This window comes from Sphingomonas olei (assembly GCF_045369765.1).
Classification (GTDB): Bacteria; Pseudomonadota; Alphaproteobacteria; order Sphingomonadales; family Sphingomonadaceae; genus Sphingomonas; species Sphingomonas panaciterrae.
On the sequence record NZ_JBIQEU010000001.1, the window covers coordinates 51,329 to 73,294 of the forward strand.

General features: G+C 64.8%; 25 protein-coding genes. 3 read left to right on the top strand and 22 right to left on the bottom strand.

The features are described from left to right. Positions 1 to 31: 31 nt before the first annotated feature. Both ACH0BU_RS00265 and bfr read left to right on the top strand, forming a co-directional pair. Positions 32 to 202 carry a (2Fe-2S)-binding protein gene (locus ACH0BU_RS00265; RefSeq protein WP_082102837.1) on the top strand — a complete coding sequence of 57 codons (171 nt, stop codon included), beginning with the start codon at positions 32 to 34 and terminating at the stop codon, positions 200 to 202. A 97-nt stretch (positions 203 to 299) separates the two neighbouring features. After that, on the top strand, positions 300 to 785 hold the full coding sequence (gene bfr, locus ACH0BU_RS00270) for a bacterioferritin (protein WP_046408598.1): 486 nt from the start codon (positions 300 to 302) through the stop codon (positions 783 to 785). A gap of 96 nt (positions 786 to 881) precedes the next feature. On the opposite strand, the gene ACH0BU_RS00275 is transcribed toward bfr, so the two are convergent. The 8 genes from ACH0BU_RS00275 to ACH0BU_RS00310 all read right to left on the bottom strand — a co-directional run bounded on the left by ACH0BU_RS00275 (position 882) and on the right by ACH0BU_RS00310 (position 8,840). Beyond that, positions 882 to 1,328 (bottom strand): Hpt domain-containing protein, encoded by a 447-nt coding sequence (locus ACH0BU_RS00275; protein ID WP_500263459.1) that lies wholly within the window; start codon positions 1,326 to 1,328, stop codon positions 882 to 884. Positions 1,329 to 1,395: 67 nt separating this feature from the next. Further along, positions 1,396 to 2,745 (bottom strand): ribosome biogenesis GTPase Der, encoded by a 1,350-nt coding sequence (gene der, locus ACH0BU_RS00280; protein ID WP_500263460.1) that lies wholly within the window; start codon positions 2,743 to 2,745, stop codon positions 1,396 to 1,398. An 82-nt stretch (positions 2,746 to 2,827) separates the two neighbouring features. Next, a complete protein-coding gene (locus ACH0BU_RS00285; RefSeq protein WP_046408595.1) occupies positions 2,828 to 4,150 on the bottom strand; it encodes an outer membrane protein assembly factor BamB family protein in 1,323 nt (440 codons plus the stop codon). Then, positions 4,147 to 4,860 (bottom strand): tetratricopeptide repeat protein, encoded by a 714-nt coding sequence (locus ACH0BU_RS00290; RefSeq protein WP_046408593.1) that lies wholly within the window; start codon positions 4,858 to 4,860, stop codon positions 4,147 to 4,149. The genes ACH0BU_RS00285 and ACH0BU_RS00290 overlap by 4 nt, the downstream gene beginning before the upstream one ends. A gap of 65 nt (positions 4,861 to 4,925) precedes the next feature. Next, positions 4,926 to 5,786 carry a 3-methyl-2-oxobutanoate hydroxymethyltransferase gene (panB, locus tag ACH0BU_RS00295; protein ID WP_500263461.1) on the bottom strand — a complete coding sequence of 287 codons (861 nt, stop codon included), beginning with the start codon at positions 5,784 to 5,786 and terminating at the stop codon, positions 4,926 to 4,928. A 45-nt stretch (positions 5,787 to 5,831) separates the two neighbouring features. Then, positions 5,832 to 6,212, bottom strand: a complete 381-nt coding sequence (locus tag ACH0BU_RS00300) for an ArsC family reductase (protein WP_500263462.1) — start codon at positions 6,210 to 6,212, stop codon at positions 5,832 to 5,834. A 213-nt stretch (positions 6,213 to 6,425) separates the two neighbouring features. After that, complete coding sequence (locus ACH0BU_RS00305; RefSeq protein WP_500263463.1) at positions 6,426 to 7,514, bottom strand: phytanoyl-CoA dioxygenase family protein; 1,089 nt, start codon at positions 7,512 to 7,514, stop codon at positions 6,426 to 6,428. A gap of 144 nt (positions 7,515 to 7,658) precedes the next feature. Further along, positions 7,659 to 8,840, bottom strand: coding sequence for a GNAT family N-acetyltransferase (locus ACH0BU_RS00310; RefSeq protein WP_500263464.1), 1,182 nt, complete (start codon positions 8,838 to 8,840; stop codon positions 7,659 to 7,661). A gap of 840 nt (positions 8,841 to 9,680) precedes the next feature. Here ACH0BU_RS00310 and ACH0BU_RS00315 point away from each other — a divergent pair. Further along, entirely contained in the window at positions 9,681 to 11,831 is a 2,151-nt protein-coding gene (locus ACH0BU_RS00315) for a putative bifunctional diguanylate cyclase/phosphodiesterase (RefSeq protein ID WP_500263465.1), read from the top strand. 66 nt (positions 11,832 to 11,897) lie between these two features. Here the strand turns inward: ACH0BU_RS00315 and guaA are convergent, their stop codons facing one another. The 14 genes from guaA to rpsN all read right to left on the bottom strand — a co-directional run bounded on the left by guaA (position 11,898) and on the right by rpsN (position 21,928). Beyond that, the gene (gene guaA, locus ACH0BU_RS00320) at positions 11,898 to 13,451 is read right to left on the bottom strand and encodes a glutamine-hydrolyzing GMP synthase (RefSeq protein ID WP_500263466.1); all 1,554 of its coding nucleotides are present in this window, start codon (positions 13,449 to 13,451) and stop codon (positions 11,898 to 11,900) included. A 158-nt stretch (positions 13,452 to 13,609) separates the two neighbouring features. Next, complete coding sequence (gene rplQ, locus ACH0BU_RS00325) at positions 13,610 to 14,032, bottom strand: 50S ribosomal protein L17 (RefSeq protein ID WP_046408586.1); 423 nt, start codon at positions 14,030 to 14,032, stop codon at positions 13,610 to 13,612. Between the two features lie 257 nt (positions 14,033 to 14,289). Continuing rightward, on the bottom strand, positions 14,290 to 15,351 hold the full coding sequence (locus tag ACH0BU_RS00330) for a DNA-directed RNA polymerase subunit alpha (protein ID WP_046408585.1): 1,062 nt from the start codon (positions 15,349 to 15,351) through the stop codon (positions 14,290 to 14,292). 92 nt (positions 15,352 to 15,443) lie between these two features. Further along, positions 15,444 to 15,833: a 30S ribosomal protein S11 gene (gene rpsK, locus ACH0BU_RS00335; RefSeq protein ID WP_019516037.1), complete on the bottom strand. Its 390-nt coding sequence runs from the start codon at positions 15,831 to 15,833 to the stop codon at positions 15,444 to 15,446. A gap of 86 nt (positions 15,834 to 15,919) precedes the next feature. Then, positions 15,920 to 16,288: a 30S ribosomal protein S13 gene (gene rpsM, locus ACH0BU_RS00340; protein WP_046408582.1), complete on the bottom strand. Its 369-nt coding sequence runs from the start codon at positions 16,286 to 16,288 to the stop codon at positions 15,920 to 15,922. Between the two features lie 267 nt (positions 16,289 to 16,555). Then, positions 16,556 to 17,206 (bottom strand): adenylate kinase, encoded by a 651-nt coding sequence (locus ACH0BU_RS00345; RefSeq protein ID WP_500263467.1) that lies wholly within the window; start codon positions 17,204 to 17,206, stop codon positions 16,556 to 16,558. A gap of 35 nt (positions 17,207 to 17,241) precedes the next feature. Next, the gene (gene secY, locus ACH0BU_RS00350; RefSeq protein ID WP_500263468.1) at positions 17,242 to 18,588 is read right to left on the bottom strand and encodes a preprotein translocase subunit SecY; all 1,347 of its coding nucleotides are present in this window, start codon (positions 18,586 to 18,588) and stop codon (positions 17,242 to 17,244) included. A gap of 187 nt (positions 18,589 to 18,775) precedes the next feature. After that, positions 18,776 to 19,318 carry a 50S ribosomal protein L15 gene (gene rplO, locus ACH0BU_RS00355; protein ID WP_145118458.1) on the bottom strand — a complete coding sequence of 181 codons (543 nt, stop codon included), beginning with the start codon at positions 19,316 to 19,318 and terminating at the stop codon, positions 18,776 to 18,778. 94 nt (positions 19,319 to 19,412) lie between these two features. Beyond that, entirely contained in the window at positions 19,413 to 19,589 is a 177-nt protein-coding gene (gene rpmD / locus ACH0BU_RS00360; protein ID WP_046408576.1) for a 50S ribosomal protein L30, read from the bottom strand. A 6-nt stretch (positions 19,590 to 19,595) separates the two neighbouring features. Then, positions 19,596 to 20,333: a 30S ribosomal protein S5 gene (gene rpsE / locus ACH0BU_RS00365; protein ID WP_046408574.1), complete on the bottom strand. Its 738-nt coding sequence runs from the start codon at positions 20,331 to 20,333 to the stop codon at positions 19,596 to 19,598. A 3-nt stretch (positions 20,334 to 20,336) separates the two neighbouring features. After that, the gene (rplR, locus tag ACH0BU_RS00370) at positions 20,337 to 20,687 is read right to left on the bottom strand and encodes a 50S ribosomal protein L18 (RefSeq protein ID WP_046408573.1); all 351 of its coding nucleotides are present in this window, start codon (positions 20,685 to 20,687) and stop codon (positions 20,337 to 20,339) included. Next, a complete protein-coding gene (gene rplF, locus ACH0BU_RS00375; RefSeq protein WP_046408571.1) occupies positions 20,684 to 21,217 on the bottom strand; it encodes a 50S ribosomal protein L6 in 534 nt (177 codons plus the stop codon). Before rplF ends, rplR begins: the two co-directional genes overlap by 4 nt. Then, on the bottom strand, positions 21,217 to 21,612 hold the full coding sequence (gene rpsH / locus ACH0BU_RS00380; protein WP_046408570.1) for a 30S ribosomal protein S8: 396 nt from the start codon (positions 21,610 to 21,612) through the stop codon (positions 21,217 to 21,219). The genes rplF and rpsH overlap by 1 nt, the downstream gene beginning before the upstream one ends. A 10-nt stretch (positions 21,613 to 21,622) precedes the next feature. Further along, entirely contained in the window at positions 21,623 to 21,928 is a 306-nt protein-coding gene (rpsN, locus tag ACH0BU_RS00385) for a 30S ribosomal protein S14 (RefSeq protein WP_046408568.1), read from the bottom strand. Positions 21,929 to 21,966: the final 38 nt, after the last annotated feature.

Here is a 21,966-nt window from a genome sequence, read left to right on the forward strand (position 1 = left end):
GATATGCACCCTTCAACGAAAGGTGCTCTTCATGGTCGTTTGCGTTTGCAATGCTATTCGTGAAACCCAGGTCCGCGAGGCGGCGCGCGCCGGCTCGACGACGGCATGCCAGGCCTATCGTTCGCTCGGCCGCCAGCCGAAATGCGGTCAGTGCACGCCCTTCGCGCGAGCCATTATCGATGAAGAGCGTGCTGCTGCATAACATTCGCACCTTCTAAAAACCGCGGAAATCCGCCAATTTTTGATTGCTGATCCTCCACATCCCAAGGTAAGGACGGGAACGACATGGAGGTATTTCAATGAAGGGCGACCCGCGCGTCATCGAGTTTCTTAACGAGACGCTGAAGAACGAGCTGACGGCAATCAATCAATATTGGTTGCACTATCGCCTGCTCGAACATTGGGGCGTCAAGAAGCTCGCCGAATATGAGCGGCACGAATCCATCGACGAGATGAAGCATGCGGATTGGCTCGCTGAGCGAATCCTCTTCCTCGATGGCCTGCCCAATTTCCAGCTGCTCGGCCGCCTGCGCATTGGTGAGACCGTCGAGGAGGTGCTGAAGGCCGATCTCGCGATGGAGATCGAGGCCGTCGCCCAGCTGAAGGCCGCGATCACTTATTGTGAAGAGGTCAAGGACTTCGGCAGCCGCGACCTGTTCACCCGCATCCTCATCAGTGAGGAAGAGCATGTCGACACGCTCGAACGCCAGTTCGAGATGATCGAGCGCATGGGGCTGCAGAACTACATCCAGCTCAATGCAGAGGCTGACAAGCCGCACGGGTAACCCGGTACAGGCGCCATCCCGCGGGTGGCGCCGGCCCTGTCCCGGCGCGCCACGCCAGCGCCCGCTCTAACTCGAAGGCCGCGCCGCGGCGTCCTGCTATCCGATGATATTCGCCGATGACGTCCGCCGCCCGAACCCGGCCGCCGACCGCCGCACCGGCGCCGGCCCCGCCTCGCGCTCCAGCAGCGCCAGCGTCTGGGTGAACAGCGGGCGCAACGCGACCACGTCCTCCAGCACGTCCTCCGGCGTATCGCGCGTTTCGACGCAGTCGCGCCCCATCGTCTCGATCCGCTCCGCCAGATCGGCCAGCGGCGCCGCGCCGAACTGCCGCGCCTCGCCCTTCAGCGTGTGCGCCGGGATGATCAGGCCGGCCGCATTCTTGGCGCGCATTGCCGCCTCTATCGCCGAAACCGACTTGATTCCGTCCTCGCGGAAATAGCCCAGGATGCGCTGGAATCCGGTCCCAAGCTCCGCCCTGGCCTTGGCAAAGGCTTCCCGGTCCACCAGGATTCCCGGTTCGAGTGACACGCTTGCTTCCCCCATTGTCGCATGTCGTGCGATCGTTGTTCGCCGCCCGGCCTAGGCCATCACGGTAAACAGCAGGTAAGCGTCAGCTACCGAACGGATTTTTGGGCGCGCGCAGCGTCAACCGGATCGGCACCGCGCCAAAGCCCAGGTCACGGCGCAGCGAATTGACCAGATACCGCTCGTAGCTGGCCGGCAGCTGGTCCACGCGCGTGCCGAAGATGACGAAGCTTGGCGGGCGCGTCTTCACCTGCGTGACGTAGCGCATCTTGATCCGCTTGCCGCCGGGCGCGGGTGGCGGGTTCGCCTCGATCGCACGCTCGAACCAGCGGTTGAGTTCGCCCGTCGGCACGCGCCGCGACCATGCCTCGCGCGTCTCGAACGCGGCGCCCAGCAACTGGTCGATGCCACGCCCGGTCATCGCCGACACGGTGATCAGCGGCACGCCCTTTACCTGGCTCAGGCCATCGCCCAGCGCCGCCTTGACGCCGTTGAACAGCGACGAGGGATTGTCCGCGACGTCCCATTTGTTCAGCGCGATGATCAGCGCGCGGCCTTCCTCCAGCACGCGGTCGGCGATGCGCAGGTCCTGCGACTCCAGCCCCAGCGTCGCATCGAGCAGCAGCACCACGACCTCGGCGAAATCCACCGCATGCAGCGCATCGGCGACCGACAATTTCTCCAGCTTGTCCTGGACCTTGGCGCGCTTGCGCATCCCGGCCGTGTCGATCAGGCGCACCGGGCGGCCCTGCCACTCCCAGTCAATGGCGATCGAATCGCGCGTGATCCCGGCCTCGGGACCAGTGATCATACGGTCCTCGCCCAGCATCCGATTGACCAGCGTCGACTTGCCGGCGTTCGGTCGCCCGACGATCGCCAGCTTCAGCGGCGCGGCGGGATCTTCCTCGTCCTCGTCGGAAACGTCCTCCTCGTCGCGCTCCAGGTACGGCAGCAGCGCCTCGAACAGGTCCGCGACGCCTTCGCCATGTTCGGCGGACAATTGCACCGGATCCCCAAAACCAAGCGCCAGCGCCTCCAGCACGCCCTGCTCGCCCGACCGGCCTTCGGCCTTGTTGGCGACCAGAACCATCGGCGTGGTCGATCCGCGCAGCCACCGGCCGATTTCCTCGTCGAGCGGCACGATGCCGGCGCGCGAATCGATCATGAACAGCGCGACATCGGCCTGCGCCACGGCGGCCTCGGTCTGCATCCGCATCCGCCCGGGCAGCGACTGCGGGTCGTGATCCTCATAGCCCGCGGTATCGACCACGCGGAAATCGAGCCCCAGCAGGTGCGCCTCGCCCTCGCGCCGGTCGCGCGTCACGCCGGGCCGGTCGTCGACCAGCGCCAGCTTCTTGCCGACCAGGCGGTTGAACAGGGTCGATTTGCCGACATTGGGTCGGCCAACAATCGCAACAGTGGGAAGACGTGCCATCACGTGCCCCTACAGCGCCCCGCCCGACAGCGGAAGCCGCAGCGTGCTGCTCGCAGGAGCCGGCATCACTGCCGGCCCCCGATCAGCGATAGGCCGACAGCCGCCCCTTCTGGTCAAGGACGTACATCGTCTGGTTGGCGACGACCGGGGACAGCGTGAACGGCGCGCCGTTGTCGATCGTCACCTGCACGCTGCCGTCGGCCGGCGACGTGCCGACCAGCTGCCCGCGCGAATTGGTCAGCCACAGCCGGTCACCGGCCAGCACCGGGCCGAACCAGGTATAGGGGCCCTTGCGCTTCTCGACATTGCGATAGGCCTGCAACTGGTTGATCCAGCGCACCTTGCCGTTGGCACGCGACAGGCAGACCAGCCGCGCATCATCGGTGACGATGAACAGCCATTCGCCGGCCAACCACGGCGTGGTGATGCTGGCGAAATTCTGCTCCCACAGCCGCTGGCCGGTCGCGATCTCCACCGCCACCATGCGCCCGCCCTGCCCGACGGCGTAGACGCGACCGTCGGCGATCACCGGTTCGGCATCGATATCGGCAAGGCTCGACACCGACGTGGAGGAACTGGTGCGCGACAAGGCGTCCTGCCACAGGGTGCGGCCGTTCTCGTAGCGATAGGCGTTGAGCTCGCCCGAGGAGAAGCCCGCCACGATCGTGCCCGATGCGGCCGCGGGCGCCGCGACGCCGAACACGCCCTGCGTCTCGACGCTGGCGGTGGCCGTCCACACGACCTTGCCGTCATTCTGGTCGAGCGCGAACAGCTGATTGTCCTGGCTCAGCACATAGACCTGGCCGTTGGCGACGGTCGGCGCGCCGCGCAGCGGACCGCCCGGCTTCGACCGCCATACGACGGCGCCATCGGTCGCGTTCAGCGCGACGACATCGCCCAGCCCGTCGGTCGCATAGACGCGCCCGCCGTCGAAGCTTGCCCCGCCGCCGAACAGCGCCGCCTTGTTGGCGTCGCCATCGGACAGCGCGGTGGTCCACTGGCTTGCGCCCGTCTCGGCGGAAAAGGCATGGACGTTCGCTTCCACGTCGACGACGAACACACGCCCTTCGGCGATGACCGGCGCCGCGCCCAGCCGCTGCCGGTTGGAGCCGCCGTTGATCGATGCCGTCCACACGCGCGCGGGTGATGCGCCCAGCGCCAGCTGGCCCATCGACTTGGCGGCATTGCCGCCCGGCTGGGCCCATTCGGTGTTCACCACTGCCGGCGGCAACAGCACCTGGACGCCGGCCAGCGACGGATCGACCTCCGCCGCGCTTTCGGCCACCAGGATCGGAACGCGGTTACCGACCGTCGGCGTCTTCTTGGGCGAACCCTTGAACACGCCGCAGGCGCTCAGCCCCATCAGTGCCGCGAGGGCGATGGGCGCGGCAATCGATCTCTTCATTGCTTCGTCACGTCCTCTTTCGTGCCTGCCTCGGCCGGCACGGCATCGACGCCCAATAGGCCCGCCATCTGAACTGCGCGTTGACGGATCGACGGCGGCACCTGCTCCGCCTGGGCGATCTGTCCGAACAGCCGACCCGCCAGGTCGCGCTTGTTCTGCTTCAGATAGGCCATTGCCACCAGTTCGCCGGCGCTACCGAAATACGGGTTTTCCGGCACCGCGATCGCGCGCAGCCGCTCGACCACCTGCTCGGGCTTCAGCGAATCATATTCCGCGCTCGTCTGTCGGATCAGCGCCAGGTCGCGGAACGGTTCTGCCAGCGACGTGTCGGATGCGATCGCGCCGAACTTGGCAGCCGCACCTTTCAGGTCGTCCTTCTGCAGCAGCAGGTCGGCCTCAGTGAACAGCGCCACCGCGCGATAGCCTGGCGCGCTGGAATCGGCGAGCTTGGCCAGTTCCGGCGACGCCTTGGCGGCATTGTTGGCCGCCAGTTCGTCCCAGACCAGCTGAAGCTGCTCGCCCTCGCGGCCGGCGGCTTCATTCTGCTGGTGGCGCCAGAACAGGTAGCCGGCAAAGATCGCCAGGCCCACCACCAGAAGAATGGCAATCGCCAACCCCCAGCGTTTCGCCAAAGCGGCCGCCTGCTCCTTGCGGAGTTCCTCGTCGACTTCACGCAGGAAGGCTTCGTTGTTTTGCGGCGTCAGCGCCACGGCTTACTCCAACTTGTCGGAAAGGCGGCGGACGATACGCTCACCGCTGGAAAAACAAAAGCGGCTCAGGATTTCGGAACGTAGATCTGGTCGGCGCCCGGAAATGTCCGTTGCCGCACCTCGTCGGCATAGCTTGCGGCACGTTCGCCGATATAGCCTGCCATGTCGCCATAACGCTTCACGAACTTGGGCACACGCTCGAACATGCCCAGCATGTCCTCGGTCACCAATACCTGGCCGTCGCACTCCGCAGAGGCGCCGATGCCGATGGTGGGAATCGCGACCGAGCGGGTGATCTGCACCGCGATCGGCTCCATCACGCCCTCGATGACGATCGAGAAGGCCCCCGCTGCCGCGACGGCCTGTGCATCGCCGACGATCTTCTTCGCCTCGGCCTCGGACCGGCCGCGCGCGCCATAGCCGCCCAGCGCGTTCACCGCCTGCGGCGTCAGCCCGACATGCGCCATCACCGGGATGCCGCGCTCCGACAGAAATGCCACGGTGGGGGCCATCGCCGCCCCACCCTCCAGCTTCACCGCCGCCGCGCCGGTCTGCTTCAGCAGCCAGGCCGCGCTCTCGAATGCCTTTTCCGGGCTCGCCTCATAGCTGCCGAACGGCATGTCGACGATGACCATCGCATGATAGCTGCCGCGCACCACCGCGGCCCCATGCGCCGCCATCATGTCCAGCGTGACCGGCACCGTGGATGGCAGGCCGTAGATCACCTGACCCAGGCTGTCGCCGACCAGCAGCATGTCGCAATGCGGATCCAGGATCTGCGCCGTGCGCACGGTGTACGCGGTCAGCATCACCAGCGGCTCCTTGCCCTTGCGCTGGCGCACGGCGGGAACGGTCACCCGCTTCATCGGTGTCGCCACCGGCGTTGCCCGGCTGGTCGAGCTGTCGATCGTGAAGGTCGTGGACATGATGGGCGCTTAGCGGGTTCGTGCCGGGCAATCCAGCGGCAGACCTCAGTTCCCCGCCACTCCCTCCTGTCGGCCCGCGGCTTCCAGCGCCTGCTGAAAACCATCCGGCGAAAAACCCACAGCGACGACGTCATCGACGACGAGGATCGGGCGCTTGATGGTCGATGGGTGCTCCTGCATGATCCGCAGCGCCGTTGCCGCGTCCAGCGACGCGCGCTCCTCCTCGGGCAATTTGCGAAACGTCGTGCCCTGCCGATTGAGCACCCGCTCCCATCCATGCTGCGCGATCGCGCGGTTCAGCACGTCACCGTCGACGCCGTCGGTCTTCCAGTTGTGAAAGCGATAGCCGACCTCATGACCATCCAGCCACACCCGCGCCTTCTTCACCGTGTCACAATTCGGAATCCCGTAAACCGTCGTCGCCATCATCACCCTCGTCACCTTCAGCAGCGCTGATAGCGGCTTGTGAACGCAAAAGCAGTCGGCGTTATCGCGTGCCAGGTGCAGGCGCGCCAGGTTCGGCGAGGCATGGCTCTGAATGGGCCGATAACGGACCGTCAGCTTGCGACTGTCATGACGGTCACACCAGACCTGCTTCGCCTCCTCGGGGGCTTGAACGCGGATTCGAGACCGTGGGACTTATCCGCTAGCCATCTCATCTCGCGACCCAGCAACCGGGGCGGCAAGGAAGGCAGGAAGATCCAGAAGATCACCAAGGCTTATGGAATTGGCGATCAGCGTGGGGTGTGGCGAATACCCGGCATGCCAGACTTTGGGCTCGACCGGGTTCCGCGCGACACTCATGCTGAAGAGCCGCCGAGGATGCGGCGATCGGTTGTCGGGTCCGGCATGGAGCAGGTCACTTTGATACAAGATGACCGTACCCTTCCGGGGCACCGTCTGCACCAAATGGAACATTTCACTGAGCACATCGCGATGCTTATAAAGCCTCCATAATGTCCCTGGGCCCAGGTTCCGAATACTGAATTGCGAGTTCTTCCCCAAGATGAAGCGCATCAAATTCGGCTGATGCTCATCCCACGCGCTGGAAAATACGCGATCACGGAATTCGCCCCACGCCAAGGATGTCTTTCCTTGTTTTAGCATTCTCCACAGCTTCGCCAAGTTATAGCAAAGGATGTAGGCATTACTTTTTACCCGAAACAGCTCCATTAGCTCATGAGCCATGGCGCCACGCCGCTCTTCGGCGCGGCCGTCCAGGTGCGTCCCCGGAATGAACACCGTCCCGCCTTGAGCCTCTGATACATCTGCCACGGCGGCAAAGAGACTGATTACACCGGGTGGATCACGGTGAACATATTGATGCGACGAGCCAATATAGCTGGTCAATGTGGTGACCTCCAGCAGCGGATGCGTCCGGGCACAATAGGTTGAGATGACCGGTTCAATGCGCTGCGCCAACATGGCGGCAAAGCTCAATACCGGCATCGTCGAAGGCAAAGAGCAAAAGTCGCGACGCACGTAACGATTGTCAGTCTCGCTGGCGAATGAGCCCCGGACGCGATCAGGATCCTCGATTGTTTGACGAATCAGTTCCAGGCCAACATCTGATTCCTCGTCCGACATCAGGTCCGTGAAGATGACGAAGCCCTCCCGGTTCATCACCGTCAGGGCTTGTTGAACGCAGGCGTCCGTCAGCTTGCCGTCCGCGTTCAAGGTAGCGGGCACTTCAAACAAGGACATTTCATTGCGGGTCTCTAACTTCATGTCCGCTGCCTCATTTTGATCCGGCATTCGCCTTACGACCCACCTTTTCGCTACACTCATGCCTGATGTGTCGAAGACTGTGGGCCAACTCATGGCGACGCGCTAAATCACGTTATCGGGGTCGGGCGGCGCCATGGGGGTGCATCACCGGCTGACGGCGAATGCTGCCGCCGCGACGGCGGCTGCGGTGGCGACCTGCGCGACGATCCGATTGCGGTGCCGGCGCGCATCCATGCTCGCGGACAAGTCGGTACGCGCAAGCTCCGACTTCGGTCCCCATTTGAAGCTGAGGAGCCAGCCAAGGGGTGAGCTTCGCACGATCAACAGGTCGATCATCTGCGAACCCGGCCGCGCGCCCATCTCCTGCTTGTAGCCGCTATCGCCAACGCCCAGGTCTACCGTCTGGACACCCTGACCGGCAGCCCACTGAAGCTGGCGATATGTGACAATCTTGCCCGGCCGACCCGCTGCGAAGCGCTCGTCATAGCTGCTGGCGATACTGTACTGACGCTCGCCCGCCCGAAGATCGAAGGAAAAGGCTGCCGGCTCCCCGCCGACGGTCAGGATGGTCGCGGAGAGAGCCTCCGCAATTTGGGGATCGCCGACTGCACGGCGCCACAGCGCGCATTGACCAGGCGCGAGAAACTGAGCGCCCCTGCCGTCGCTTCTTCGGCCGACCCAGCTACTCGCCTCAATCGCCGCCAGCGCCTCAAAGACGCCTTCGTTCCAGGCGGAGCCGGTGACGAAGCGAACGTGAAGCTCTCCCTTTTTCGCCAGTTGCCGCTCGTAGTTTTCCAGGCGCCGGCGCGTCGATTTTCTCGGCCAGCCGCCGCTATCGATCTGATCGCGCAGGCTAAGTACGAACGTCTTCCCGAGCGTCCGAACCAGAACCGTCCAGCCGGAGCGGACCGCGGCCTGTTCAAGCATCGCGACCGCCAGATCTTCTCTTAGCACCGGACCCACCCGCCACACCGGCGAGAGTGCCCGGCGCGCTCGCGGCGCTGACAGCAACGCCTGTAGCTCGGCCGGCTGAGCATCCGCGGCCACAGCGATGGAGCGGAACGGCCAGTAACTGCCCGGGACGGCGCGGATGCCTATCAAGGAAGGCCCAAGGCCGGCAAAGGGTATGGCAGCGACTGTGCTGCCGTCCGGCCGCATCGCCAGCACCGTCCGGGCATCAGTCGCATTGGCCGCCTTGAACCAAGCGGCGCCCATGAAGCAGGCGCCGGACCAGAGTCGCGGCGCCGGTGCGTCCAGCTTCGGCGAAATTCCGTGGGCGACTTCGACCCGAATGTCGGCTTCCGGTACGATGCGGCGTTCTACCACGTGATGCTCCCTAACATCGCCGAATAGAATGAGAATTAATAAGATTGCGCTAAGAATGTCATCGCATCTTTGGTCGCGTTCATCCCTACTCTCCGCCGCCGCAGGTGTCCCAGGCGCAGTTCTGCAAGCAAAAAGGCTAAGGGCTAGGTTCTGGTCATAGCTGTCATCAGGTCAAATGACCGATGTAGCAAGACAATCGCCGGCCGGAGCGGGCGCTATTCGGTCGGCGAAGCGCCGGTACTTACGTCAGCGGCGTATCAGCCGCACATAGGATCATCTTCGCGCTCCGCTTGCAGGACCAGCGCGACAACATGGTTTCCACGGCAAATATCCGCTAAGGTCCCGGGGTGTCGAAACGCTGCCCGTCGCAGGACGGGAATGCGGCCGGCGCCCCGCACAGTTGCCTTCTGTTAGGAACTTGTCGGTAGGACGTGTTCGGGGCGAAGGTGATGAGGGGGAAGTTGGGGCAGGTGGCGAACGTCAGGGCATTTCTGTGCGCGTTGCTGCTGTTGGTCGCCAGCCTCCTTCCGCAGGGTGCCGCAGCGACAAAGATCGACCTGTTGCGCACCGCCTGCGTCACCAGCCTGCCCGACGGCACCACGCCGCAGGACATCGCCGCTGCGCCCTATGCCTGTGGCGACCGGGCGGACACGCGCCAGCACGAATGGATATGGCTGCGCCTTGATCACAAGCTGCTGAACGGGCTCGCCCCCGGCTGGCACTTGCTGGTCGATCAGACCCGCTTCGACAAGATTTCGGTGCTGGTGGTCGACCGCCACAGCACGCGGCGATCCACCTGGTCGGCCGGCGACCTGGGGGAAAAATTGGGCGGCGGGCGGCTTGCTCAGCTTCCCCGTGGCAAGCGCCGGGTCGGACACCCGCGCGCTGTATCTCGGCTTTCGCAAGCTCGACACGCTGTCCTTGATGCGCAAGGTCGTGGCCGTCTCGCCCGACACCGCGTTTCGCGACGATGCGCGCTGGCTGATCCTGATGGGGCTGTTCACCGGCGCCCTGCTGTCGGCGCTGCTCTACAATGCCGTGATCCATGCCGGGCAACGCTATGCCTTTCAGCGCTGGTACCTGCTCTGGCTCACTGCGGCGCTCGCTTATGGTCTGACATGGACCAACATGGCCGCCTTCGTCTTCCCGTGGCTGGTCGGCCCGACGGCGGTACGGCTCGATTTCACCCTCGTCGGCCTGATGGTCGCGGCGGGCAACATGTTCTTCTTTGCGGTGATCGAACGGGGCATGCTGCCGCGGCCGCTGGTGGTCGCAGGCCGGTCGCTGGCGCTCGCCGGCGCGGTGCTCGGCCCGCTCGCCGCGGCCGACATGTTGCTGCCGCCCATCATCACCGATCGCCTCTTGAACTATGCCATTGCAGCGACCGGCGTGACCGTGGCGCTGTCGTGCTGGATCGCGGTCCGCCGCGGCAGCCGCGTCGTGTGGTTCTACATGGTCGGCTGGGGCCCGGTGATCTGCGTCTTCCTGGCGCGGCTCGCCCGCAACCTGGGCTTCGCGCCGCAAAATGATTTCGTCGACATGGCGACCTTCGCCGCGCTGGCGTTCGAGGGGCTGATCCTCTCGCTGGCGATCGCCGACCGCTTCCGGATGCTTCGGCAGGAGCTCGAACTGTCCCGCCAACGGCGAGAGATCGTCCAGGCGGAGGCGAATGCGCTGCGCACCGCCGCGCGCACCGACTTCCTCACCGGCCTCGCCAACCGCGCCGCCTTCAAGGACGAGGCGGAGGAACTGATCTTCGCCGGCACGCCGTTCACCTTGTTCCTGATCGACGTCGATTACCTGAAGCATACCAACGACCGCGTCGGCCACGCCGGCGGCGACATCCTGCTGCGGGAGATCGCGCGCCTGCTCTCGACCGGTGCCGCGCAGGTCCCGGGCGCGCAGGTCGCCCGCATCGGGGGCGACGAATTCGTCATCCTGTGCCCGGGCGGCGAGGCATGTGAAACCGTGCTCGCCCGCGCCATCGCCGGGATGCAGGGCGCCCCGTGGCACTTCATGGGAGAGGAGCGCACCATCTCGCTCAGCGTCGGCTCGGCACGCTATCCCGAGGATGCGACGACGCTCGACCTCCTCTACCAGAACGCCGACCTCGCGCTCTACAATGCCAAGCGGCTCGGGCGGATGCGCTATTATCGGTACGATCCGCTGCAGCGCGCGCTACGCGACCTCCAGGTCGAATTCAGCAATGACGCCCACCGCGCGCTGGAGCGCGGCGAATTCGCGCTCCACATGCAGCCGATAGTCACCCTCTCCTCGGGCGCGGTCTGCGGCTATGAGGCGCTGCTGCGCTGGGACCATCCCGAATATGGCATGATCACGCCCGAGCGGTTCGGCGATGTCCTCGTCGCGGAGCGGATCGGGCTGCTGATCCAGGAGCGTGTGCTCGATCTCGCACTGGCATGGATCCGTCGTCACGGCCCCTCGATCGGCACGCTCAGCGTCAATTTCACCGCGGCGCAGCTCGTCGGCCGGCGCGCCGCGGATCGCGTGCTCGAACGGCTGCGCTATCACGATGTCTCGCCCTCGCTGCTGTGCATCGAGGTGACGGAGGGCGTGATGCTGGATCGCGGCGCTGATTCGATCCTCGCCAACCTGCGCACCCTGCACGAGGCGGGCATTGCCATCGCGCTCGACGATTTCGGCACCGGCTACGCCTCGCTCGTCCACCTGCGCCAGATGCCGGTCGACCGGATCAAGATCGACCGCTCGTTCATCGCCAGCATCGACGAACGCGACGGCGGGACGCTGGCGATCGTGCGTGCGATCATCGGCATGGGCCGCGGTTTGGGCAAGGTCGTGGTCGCGGAAGGGATCGAGACGGAGGCACAGGCCCACCGCCTCCGCCTCCTCGGCTGCCACGTCGGCCAGGGCTTCTACTACGCACGTCCCGCGCCCGATCCCGTGCCGCAGCAACGCGCGCTTGCCGCCATGGCATGCCCGACGGTCAAGATCGCCGCGGTGGAGGCCTGAACCCCGCGACTCCTATCGCCGGGGCTACTATCTACCCCCGGCGCAGCGACGCCGTCCGTACGGGGATCACTCCCACTCGATCGTACCGGGCGGCTTGGACGTATAATCATACGTCACCCGGTTGATACCCTTCACCTCATTGACGATCCGCGTCGACACCCGCGGCAGGAACCCGCCCGGGAACTCGAACGCCTGCGCCGTCATGCCATCGGTGGAGGTCACCGCACGCAGCGCCAGCACGCTTTCATACGTCCGCCCGTCGCCCATCACGCCGACCGAACGAACCGGCAGCAGCACCGCGAACGCCTGCCAGATCGCGTCGTACAGCCCCGCGTTGCGGATCTCCTCGAGGTAGATCGCATCAGCCTTTCGTAGGATGTCGCACCGCTCCTTGGTCACCTCGCCCGGGATACGGATCGCCAGGCCCGGCCCCGGGAACGGATGCCGGCCCACGAAGACGTCGGGCAGCCCCAGCTCACGGCCAAGCTCGCGCACCTCGTCCTTGAACAGCTCGCGCAGCGGCTCGACCAGCTTCATGTTCATCCGCTCGGGCAGGCCACCGACATTGTGGTGGCTCTTGATCGTCACCGACGGCCCGCCGGTGAAGCTGACGCTCTCGATCACGTCGGGATACAGCGTGCCCTGCGCCAGGAACTCGGCGCCCCCGATCTTCTTCGCCTCGCTCTCGAACACTTCGATGAAGGTCTTGCCGATGAACTTGCGCTTGGCCTCGGGGTCAGTGACGCCGGCCAGCCCGTTCATGAACAGCGCTTCCGCGTTCACGTGCACCAGCGGGATGTTGTAATGGCCGCGGAACAGGCTGACGACCTGATCGGCCTCGCCGGCGCGCAACAGACCATGGTCGACGAAGACGCAGGTCAGCTGGTCGCCGATCGCTTCGTGGATCAGCACCGCCGCGACCGCCGAATCGACCCCGCCCGACAGGCCGCAGATCACCTTCTTCTGGCCGACCTGTTCGCGGATCTCCGCGATCTTGGTCTCGCGGAACTCGGCCATCGTCCAGTCACCGGCCATGCCGCAGACGTGACGCGCGAAATTCTTGATCAGCCGCGCGCCGTCCGGCGTGTGCACCACCTCCGGGTGGAACTGCATGCCGTAGAACTGGCGGCTCTCGTCGGCGATAATCGCGAAGGGCGCGCCCGGCGAGGTCGCGACCGGCACGAAGCCGGGCGCCAGTTCGCTGACATGGTCACCATGGCTCATCCACACCTGGTGCCGCTCGCCCTCGCGCCACAGGCCGTCGAACAGGCCGCAGCCGCTCTCCACCTCGACGAATGCCTCGCCGAACTCGCCGGCATAGCCCTTCTCGACTCGCCCGCCGAGCTGCAGGTTCATGACCTGCTGGCCATAACAGATGCCCAGCACCGGCACGCCGCTGTCGAACACCGCCTGCGGGGCGCGGGGGCTTCCCTCGTCCACCACCGACGCCGGGCCGCCCGACAGGATGACGCCGCGCGGCTTCATCCGGGCAAAGGCTTCTGCGGCCGACTGGAAGGGAGCGATCTCGCTGTACACACCCGCTTCACGGACGCGACGCGCGATAAGCTGCGTCACCTGGCTGCCGAAGTCGATGATGAGTATGCTGTCGAGCTGTTCCATGGCGGGCCTGTAGCGATCCCGCGGCCCGCGCGAAAGAGGGACAAACCCGAAGGCCTCGCCCACCCTGCCCTCACATCGTCCGCCACGCCCCAAACGAAAAAGGGGGCGCCCCGGCAAACCGGAACGCCCCCTTTCTTTGGATCGGATGATCGGCGCGATTAGGCGGCCTGATCGAAATCCTCGTCGGTCATGACCGGACCCGAATCCTGGCCCTTCGCCGAAACGTCGCGGTCGACGAATTCGATGATCGCCATCGGCGAGGCGTCCGATGCACGGATGCCGGCCTTGATGATGCGGGTGTAACCACCGTTACGGTCGGCGTAGCGCGGTGCCAGCACGTCGAACAGCTTCACCAGCTGCGCGTCGTCGAGCAAGCGAGCATGCGCGAGACGACGGTTCGACAGGCCGCCCTTCTTGCCCAGCGTGATCAGCTTCTCGATGTACGGGCGAAGCTCCTTCGCCTTGGCGAGCGTGGTGGTGATCTGCTCGTGCTTGATCAGCGCTGCCGACATGTTGCGGAACAGGGCAATGCGGTGGGCCGAGGTCCGCTGAAGCTTACGGCCGCCTACGCGGTGACGCATGATATGTCCTTCTCTCGTTCGTCAGGGGGCCGTTTGGTCCCCATCAAAGTGATCCTTTGATGGTTGCCCTCCGGTACCCCGGGACAGGTGGGACGTGGGGCCACCCGATGTACGTCGCCCCGGCGTCATGCCGGGGCCCGGTAACTTTTCTGCCGGACCGGCGTGGCGGAGCCACGCCGTCGGTCGGGATCGGCATTGCCGACCCGCCGGCCGGGCCTGTCCTGTCTCCGGCGCAGCCACGCTGCGCCGGTGCAGGATCAGCCCATGATTTCCTGCTCAAGCTTCTTGGCCATCTCTTCGATGTTCTCAGGCGGCCAGCCCGGGATTTCCATGCCCAGACGCAGGCCCATCGACGACAGCACTTCCTTGATCTCGTTCAAGGACTTGCGGCCGAAGTTCGGCGTGCGCAGCATTTCCGCCTCGGTCTTGCCGACCAGATCACCAATATAGATGATGTTGTCGTTCTTGAGGCAGTTGGCCGAGCGAACCGACAGTTCGAGCTCGTCGACCTTCTTGAGCAGGTAACGGTTGATCTGCTGCGTGTCGCTGACCGGCTCTGCACCGGCTGCGGGTGCCGCCACGCCGACCGGGGCCGAACGGGTAACCGCCGAATCGTCGAAGTGAACGAACAGCGCCAGCTGGTCCTGAAGGATGCGGCCGGCATAGCCCAGCGCATCTTCCGGGGTGACCGTGCCGTCGGTTTCCAGCGTCAGCGTCAGCTTGTCATAGTCCAGGTCCTGGCCAACGCGGGTCGGATCGACCTTGTAGCTGACCTGGCGGACCGGCGAATACAGCGCGTCGACCGGGATCAGGCCGATCGGCGCATCGGCCGGGCGGTTGACGGTCGCCGGGACATAGCCCTTACCGGTGTCGGCGGTCAGCTCCATGTTGAAGGTCGCGCCTTCATCCAGGTGGCAGATCACCAGTTCCGGGTTCATGACTTCGATGTCGCCGGAAACGGCGATGTCGCCCGCCTTCACTTCGGCCGGGCCGGTTGCCGACAGCTGCAGACGCTTGGGGCCTTCGCCCTGCATCTTGAGGGCAATCTGCTTCACGTTGAGGACGATGTCGGTGACGTCCTCGCGCACGCCGGCCAGGCTCGAGAACTCGTGGAGCACGTTCTCGATCTTGATCGACGTGACCGCTGCGCCCTGCAGGCTCGACAGCAAAACGCGCCGCAGCGCGTTGCCGAGCGTCAGGCCGAAGCCACGCTCCAGCGGCTCGGCCACGAAGGTCGCCTTGCGCTTGCCATCGCCGCCCTTCTTCTCGAGCGCGTTGGGCTTCTTAAGTTCCTGCCAGTTCTTTGCGTTGACGGACAAGGCTCGTGTCCCCTGATGTTGGGCCAGTCGTGGGGCGCGACCGGCCTGGAAATAAAAGGGCACCCCGACTCGTCAGCCGGGGGCCAGAACCATCAGACGCGGCGACGCTTCGACGGACGCACACCGTTGTGCGGGATCGAGGTCACGTCGCGGATCGACGTGATCTGAAAACCGACCGCCTGCAGCGCGCGAAGCGCCGACTCGCGGCCCGAACCCGGACCCTTCACCTCAACCTCGAGCGTGCGGACGCCATGCTCGGCGGCCTTCTTGCCCGCGTCCTCGGCAGCAACCTGGGCGGCATAGGGGGTCGACTTACGCGAACCCTTGAAGCCCATCATGCCGGCCGAAGACCAGCTGATCGCATTGCCCTGCGCGTCGGTGATGGTGATCATGGTGTTGTTGAAGCTGGCGTTGACGTGCGCCACGCCGGCGGTGATGTTCTTGCGCTCGCGACGGCGAATACGCTGCGGTGCCTGTGCCATTTGGTAATCCTGACCTTTGTTTCAAGCGGAGGCCGGGAAGCGACATGCCTGCAACCAGCCCCTCGACAGAAGAAGAAGCGTGACGCTTACTTCTTCTTGCCTGCGATCGGCTTCGCCTTGCCCTTGCGGGTGCGCGCATTGGTGTGCGTGCGCTGGCCGCGAACCGGCAGGCCCTTGCGGTGACGCAGGCCGCGGTAGCAGGCCAGGTCCATCAGGCGCTTGATGTTCATCGCGGTCTCGCGACGCAGGTCACCTTCCACGGTGTAGCCGGCGTCGATCGCCTCGCGGATCTGGAGCACTTCCTGGTCGCTCAGGTCCTGCACGCGGCGCTCCGGTGCGATCTCGAGCTTCTCGGTAATTTCCTTCGCCTTGGAAGGACCGATGCCGTGGATGTACTGCAGCGCGATCAGAACGCGCTTGTTGGTCGGGATGTTAACACCCGCGATACGTGCCATGAAATTCTATCTCCTCGTGCTCCACAGGGCGCGGCATGGATCACGCACCCCATCTCTTCGCAGGACCTTCCGCCACGCAGAAATGCGGCAAGCGCACTGCGCACTGCCGGACTTCAGGTGTTGGAAGGGCGGTGAATTAGGCGCGCAGAAACGCCATGTCAAGCAATGGGTTCCGCATCTGGCCGGGCCTCCACCAGGCGAGGCCAAAACATATCCACGAACAGGCCGCCCGCGATGCGCGCGCGGCCATTGTTCGCCGGATGTCGCTCAGCCGCGATCCAGGATTTCCTCGATCGACCGGGTCACGTCGGCGATGTCCGCCATCCCGTCGACTCGCCGCACCAGGCCCCGCGCTTCATAGATCGGCAGGATCGGCGCCGTCTTGGCGCGATATTCCGCCATCCGCGTACGGACGGTTTCCTCGTTGTCGTCGGGCCGGCGCTTGAACTCATGGGCGCCGCAAACATCGCAGGTTTCCGCCACTTTCGGCTGCTTGAACCGGTCGTGATAGCCCGCACCGCAGTTCGCGCAGGTGTAGCGACCGACGATTCGCTCGACCAGCGCGTCCTCGTTCACCTCAAGCTCGATCACATGGGCGAGCGTCCGGCCACGCTCCTCAAGCAGCAGGTCCAGCGCCTCGGCCTGCGCTGCAGTCCGCGGATAACCGTCGAAAATCGCCCCCTGCCCGTCGGACAAACGGTCCAGGTTCTCCCCGATCAGCGCCGACACGATCGCGTCGGACACCAGCTCGCCCGCGTCCATCACCGCCTTCGCCTGAAGGCCGACCGGCGTCCCTGCCTTCACCGCCGCGCGCAGCATGTCACCCGTGGACAGCTGAACCATGCCGCGCTCGGCCACCAGGCGCTCGGACTGCGTGCCCTTGCCCGCCCCCGGAGGCCCAAGAAGAATGATGTTCACGAAAACGTCCTCCCCTTTCGATCGACCCGCGCGTCTCAGCGCAGGCGACCGCCCTTCAGCTTCGCCTTCTTGATGAGGTCACCATATTGGTGCGCCAGCAAGTGCGACTGGATCTGTGTCACCGTATCCATCGTCACGTTGACGACGATCAGCAAGCTCGTGCCCCCCAGATAGAAGGGGATCGACAGCGCCGACACGAGATACTCCGGCACCAGGCAGATGAAAGCCAAGTAGGCCGCGCCGATCACGGTGATCCGGGTCAGCACATAGTCGAAATACTGTTCCGTGTTCTTGCCCGGGCGGATGCCGGGGACGAACCCACCGTAGCGCTTCAAATTCTCTGCCGTCTCCTCCGGGTTGAACACAACCGCAGTGTAGAAGAACGAGAAGAAGATGATGCCGGCGCCATACAGGAGCATGTAGAGCGGGCTGCCGTGCTGCAGATACTGGTTGAGGCCGATGATCACGTCACCCCACCAGCTCTCACCCGACACGCTCTGACCCGCGAACTGCGTGATCGTCAGCGGCAGCAGAAGCAACGACGAGGCAAAGATCGGAGGGATCACGCCAGCCGTGTTGATCTTCAGTGGCAGGTGGCTGCGATCGGCCTGAACACCGCGCGCGGTCTGCCGCTTCGGGTATTGGATCAGGATGCGGCGCTGCGCACGCTCCATGAAGCAGATGAACAGCACCAGGCCAGCGACCGCCAGGATGATGGCGATCACGATCGCCGGGCTCATCGAACCGGTGCGGCCGCCTTCGAGCAGGTTGACGATCGTCGTCGGCAGGTGCGCGACGATGCCCGCCATGATGATCAGCGAAATGCCGTTGCCGATGCCGCGGCTGGTGATCTGCTCACCGATCCACATCAGGAACATCGTACCGCCGATCAGCGAGATGACAGCAGCGACCCGGAACAACATGCCGGGCTCAACCACCGCCCCGCCCGCTTCCAGGCCGGTCGCGATGACATAGCCCTGGATCGCGGTCAGCAGCACCGTGCCGTAGCGCGTATACTGGTTCAGCTTCTTGCGACCGCTCTCACCTTCCTTCTTGATCGCTGCAAGCTGCGGCGAGAGCGAGGTGGCGAGCTGCACCACGATTGACGCCGTGATGTACGGCATCACGCCAAGCGCGATCAGCGACGCACGCTCAAGCGCGCCGCCCGAGAAGGTGTTGAAGAAGTCCAGCACACCACCCTTGGTCTGCTGAGCCAACGCAGCAAGGCCGGTCGGGTCAATACCCGGAAGCGGCACGTAGCTGAGCAGGCGGAAGACGATCAGCGCACCGATCGTGAACCACAGCCTCTTCTTGAGGTCGGTCGCCTGCGAGAACTTCGCGAGACTGATGCTTTGCGCCATTTGGTCGGCTGCGGATGCCATCGTACGTCGGTGCCTTCGGAAACGAAAAACGGCGGAGCGGGTTATTATGCCCTGCCCCGCCGCTCATATAGGCCTGCTCGAAGGCTTGTCTAACCTAGCGAGCAGATTCTGCTCCGGTAAAAACCGGAAATCAGATCGCAAGCGGATCCAGGCAGCACCCCGACGCCGGGCCGGGGGCCGTCTGTGGTCAGTTGCCGGACTTCGCCGCCTTGTTGGCCAGACGCGCCTCGCGAGCCTTGCCCTTCTTGGCTGCCGCCTTCTCCGAAGCCGCGACGACCTCGATCACGTTGACCGAACCGCCAGCCTTTTCGATCGCTTCACGCGCCGAGGCAGAGACGCCGGCAACGGTGAAGTTCAGCTTCGCGCTGATCTCGCCCTTGGCGAGCAGGCGAACGCCGTCCTTGCCGCCACGCGCCAGGCCTGCAGCCTTCAGCGCGGCGTGATCGACGTCGGCGCCGGTCAGCTTGCCTGCGTCGACTGCCTTCTGGATCGCGCCCAGGTTCACCTCGGCATAATCCTTGGCGAAGATGTTGTTAAAGCCGCGCTTCGGCAGACGCATGTGGAGCGGCATCTGACCGCCCTCGAAGCCCGCGATGGACACGCCCTCACGGCTCTTCTGGCCCTTCTGGCCGCGACCGCCGGTCTTGCCCTTGCCCGAGCCGATGCCGCGCCCGACGCGGATCTTGCGATGACGGGCGCCTGCGTTGTCCCGGAGTTCGTTCAGTTTCATGTGTGCACTCGCTTTCGCTTTTGACGCGCTGATAAAAGGAAGGGGGCCGCTTAGCCCCCTTCCCGGTATTTGTCACTAGTCAGGCAAAGGACGCTTAGTCCTGAACCTCGACCATGTGCTGCACCTTGCGGATCATGCCGCGGACCTCGGGGCTGTCCTCGAGCTCCGAAACACGGTGCATCTTGTTGAGGCCAAGGCCGATCAGCGTTGCGCGCTGGTCCTTGGTGCGACGGATCGGCGATCCGGTCTGCTTCACCTTGATGGTTGCCATGTCGGCTTACTCCGTGATGGCCGCAGCATCCGCCTCGGCGGTCTGCGAACCACCGCGGCCGAGCAGATCGGCGATCTTCTTGCCACGGCGCTGTGCAACCGCCTTCGGCGAGGTCTGGTTGTTCAGCGCCTCGAACGTGGCGCGGATCATGTTGTACGGGTTCGACGTACCGACCGACTTGGTCACCACGTCGGCAACACCGAGCGATTCGAAGATGGCGCGCATCGGGCCACCCGCGATGATGCCGGTGCCCTGCGGCGCCGAGCGGACAGTGACGCGACCGGCACCGAAGTGACCGTTCACGTCATGGTGCAGCGTGCGGCCTTCCTTCAGCGGCACGCGAACCATCGCCTTCTTGGCAGCGGCGGTCGCCTTGGAGATCGCCTCCGGCACTTCGCGCGCCTTGCCATGACCGAAGCCGACACGGCCCTTGCCATCACCGACCACGACGAGCGCTGCGAACCCGAAGCGCTTACCGCCCTTCACCGTCTTCGACACGCGGTTGATGTGGACGAGCTTCTCGATCAGCTCCTCACCACCCTCATCACGGTTGCGGTCATCACGACGTCCGCGACCACCGTCACGACCACCGCGGTTGCCACCGGGACCGCCACGGCCACGACCGCCACCAGGGCCGCCACGACCACGACCACCACCGGCATAACCACCGCCCTGCGGCGCGTCATTGGTGGCGGGAGCTGCGTCCTGCTGCACCGCTTCCGGCGCGTTGTTTTCGTCAGCCATGTCTTAGAACTCCAGTCCGGCTTCGCGCGCGGCTTCCGCCAGCGCCTTCACCCGGCCGTGAAAGAGGAAGCCGCCACGATCGAACACGACCTGCGTGACGCCAGCAGCCTTCGCCGCCTCGGCAATGCGCTTGCCAACGGCAGTCGCGGCATCGACGTTCGACGTCGGACCTTCGTGGCCCTGGAGCGTCGACGCGGCAGCGACCGTGCGGCCCTGAGCGTCGTCGATCACCTGAGCGTAGATGTGCTTGCCCGAACGATGCACGGACAGGCGCGGACGGCCACCGCTGCGCGCACGAAGCGCCGTACGGTTGCGGCGACGCCGCTTCTCGAAAAGCGAAAGGCCCTTGGTCACTTCTTCTTTCCTTCCTTACGGAAGATGAACTCGCCGTCGTACTTGATGCCCTTGCCCTTGTACGGCTCGGGCTTGCGCCAGCGGCGGATCTCGGCGGCCAGCTGGCCAACCTTCTGCTTGTCAGCACCCGAGATTTCGACCGTGGTCTGATCCGGGGTCTTCACCTCGATGCCTTCCGGCACGTCGATGTCGACGTCATGGCTGTAGCCAAGCTGCAGCTTGAGCTTGCGACCCTGCGCAGCGGCACGATAGCCGACGCCGGTGATCAGCAGCTTCTTGGTGAAACCGTCGGTCACACCAGTGACCAGGTTCTGCACCATGGTGCGCTGCATGCCCCAGAAGGCGCGCGCCTGCTTGGAGTCGTTCGCCGGCTGCACCGAAATGGCGCCGTCCTCGAGCGTGTACTTGATCTCATCGCGCAGCGTGAGGCCGAGGGTGCCCTTGGGCCCCTTCACCGTCATCTGCTTGCCTTCGATCGTGGCAGTGACACCGGCCGGAACCGTGACTGCCTTCTTGCCGATGCGGCTCATCAGAACACCTCCGCCAGCACTTCGCCGCCGACGTTCTGCTCACGCGCTTCCGCATCGGAAAGCACGCCGCGCGGCGTCGAGACGATCGTGATGCCCAGGCCGTTCATCACGCGCGGCAGGCTCTGCGAGCCGCTGTAGATACGACGACCAGGCTTCGAGACGCGGGCGACATGCTTGATCGCCGGCTGGCCCTCGAAATACTTGAGCTCGATACGGACGCCCTTCACGGGGCCCATATCTTCCTCGCTATAGCCACGGATGTAGCCTTCGCGCTGAAGCACGTCGAGCACGCGGGTCCGCAGCTTCGACGCCGGCGACACGACGCTGTCCTTGCGTGCGCGCTGGCCGTTGCGGATGCGGGTGAGCAGGTCACCCAGGGGATCGGTCACTGCCATCTTGGTGTCCTTACCAGCTCGACTTCGTCAGACCAGGAATCAGGCCCTTGTTGGCCAGTTCCCGAAGCATGACGCGGGCAAGACGGAACTTGCGGTAATACGCACGCGGCCGGCCGGTGATCTCGCAACGATTGCGGATACGGGTCGGGTTCGAATTGCGCGGCAGCTCGGCCATCTTCAGACGCGCGATGAGACGCTCGGTCTCGTCAAGCGACTTGTCGTTCGCCGTTGCCTTCAGCTTTGCCCACTTGGGGGCATATTGCTTCACGAGCTTCTTGCGACGCTCGTTCTTGTTCACGGAACTCAGTTTCGCCATGGACTTAAGCTCTCTCGTTCAGTTCGTTGCCAAGGGGC

Excerpts from the sequence above, each read along its gene's own strand:
- rpsM (WP_046408582.1), bottom strand. The coding sequence starts at position 16,288 with ATGGCACGTATCGCGGGTGTTAACATCCCGACCAACAAGCGCGTTCTG.
- panB (WP_500263461.1), bottom strand. The coding sequence starts at position 5,786 with ATGTCCACGACCTTCACGATCGACAGCTCGACCAGCCGGGCAACGCCG.
- guaA (WP_500263466.1), bottom strand. The coding sequence starts at position 13,451 with ATGGAACAGCTCGACAGCATACTCATCATCGACTTCGGCAGCCAGGTG.
- rplO (WP_145118458.1), bottom strand. The coding sequence starts at position 19,318 with ATGAAACTGAACGAACTCCGGGACAACGCAGGCGCCCGTCATCGCAAG.
- rpsE (WP_046408574.1), bottom strand. The coding sequence starts at position 20,333 with ATGGCTGACGAAAACAACGCGCCGGAAGCGGTGCAGCAGGACGCAGCT.
- secY (WP_500263468.1), bottom strand. The coding sequence starts at position 18,588 with ATGGCATCCGCAGCCGACCAAATGGCGCAAAGCATCAGTCTCGCGAAG.
- rplF (WP_046408571.1), bottom strand. The coding sequence starts at position 21,217 with ATGAGCCGCATCGGCAAGAAGGCAGTCACGGTTCCGGCCGGTGTCACT.
- der (WP_500263460.1), bottom strand. The coding sequence starts at position 2,745 with ATGGCACGTCTTCCCACTGTTGCGATTGTTGGCCGACCCAATGTCGGC.
- rpsK (WP_019516037.1), bottom strand. The coding sequence starts at position 15,833 with ATGGCACAGGCACCGCAGCGTATTCGCCGTCGCGAGCGCAAGAACATC.
- rpmD (WP_046408576.1), bottom strand. The coding sequence starts at position 19,589 with ATGGCAACCATCAAGGTGAAGCAGACCGGATCGCCGATCCGTCGCACC.
- rpsH (WP_046408570.1), bottom strand. The coding sequence starts at position 21,612 with ATGGCAGTGACCGATCCCCTGGGTGACCTGCTCACCCGCATCCGCAAC.
- ACH0BU_RS00265 (WP_082102837.1), top strand. The coding sequence starts at position 32 with ATGGTCGTTTGCGTTTGCAATGCTATTCGTGAAACCCAGGTCCGCGAG.
- rplQ (WP_046408586.1), bottom strand. The coding sequence starts at position 14,032 with ATGCGTCACCGCGTAGGCGGCCGTAAGCTTCAGCGGACCTCGGCCCAC.
- ACH0BU_RS00275 (WP_500263459.1), bottom strand. The coding sequence starts at position 1,328 with ATGGGGGAAGCAAGCGTGTCACTCGAACCGGGAATCCTGGTGGACCGG.
- ACH0BU_RS00285 (WP_046408595.1), bottom strand. The coding sequence starts at position 4,150 with ATGAAGAGATCGATTGCCGCGCCCATCGCCCTCGCGGCACTGATGGGG.
- rpsN (WP_046408568.1), bottom strand. The coding sequence starts at position 21,928 with ATGGCGAAACTGAGTTCCGTGAACAAGAACGAGCGTCGCAAGAAGCTC.
- ACH0BU_RS00300 (WP_500263462.1), bottom strand. The coding sequence starts at position 6,212 with ATGGCGACGACGGTTTACGGGATTCCGAATTGTGACACGGTGAAGAAG.
- ACH0BU_RS00305 (WP_500263463.1), bottom strand. The coding sequence starts at position 7,514 with ATGAAGTTAGAGACCCGCAATGAAATGTCCTTGTTTGAAGTGCCCGCT.
- bfr (WP_046408598.1), top strand. The coding sequence starts at position 300 with ATGAAGGGCGACCCGCGCGTCATCGAGTTTCTTAACGAGACGCTGAAG.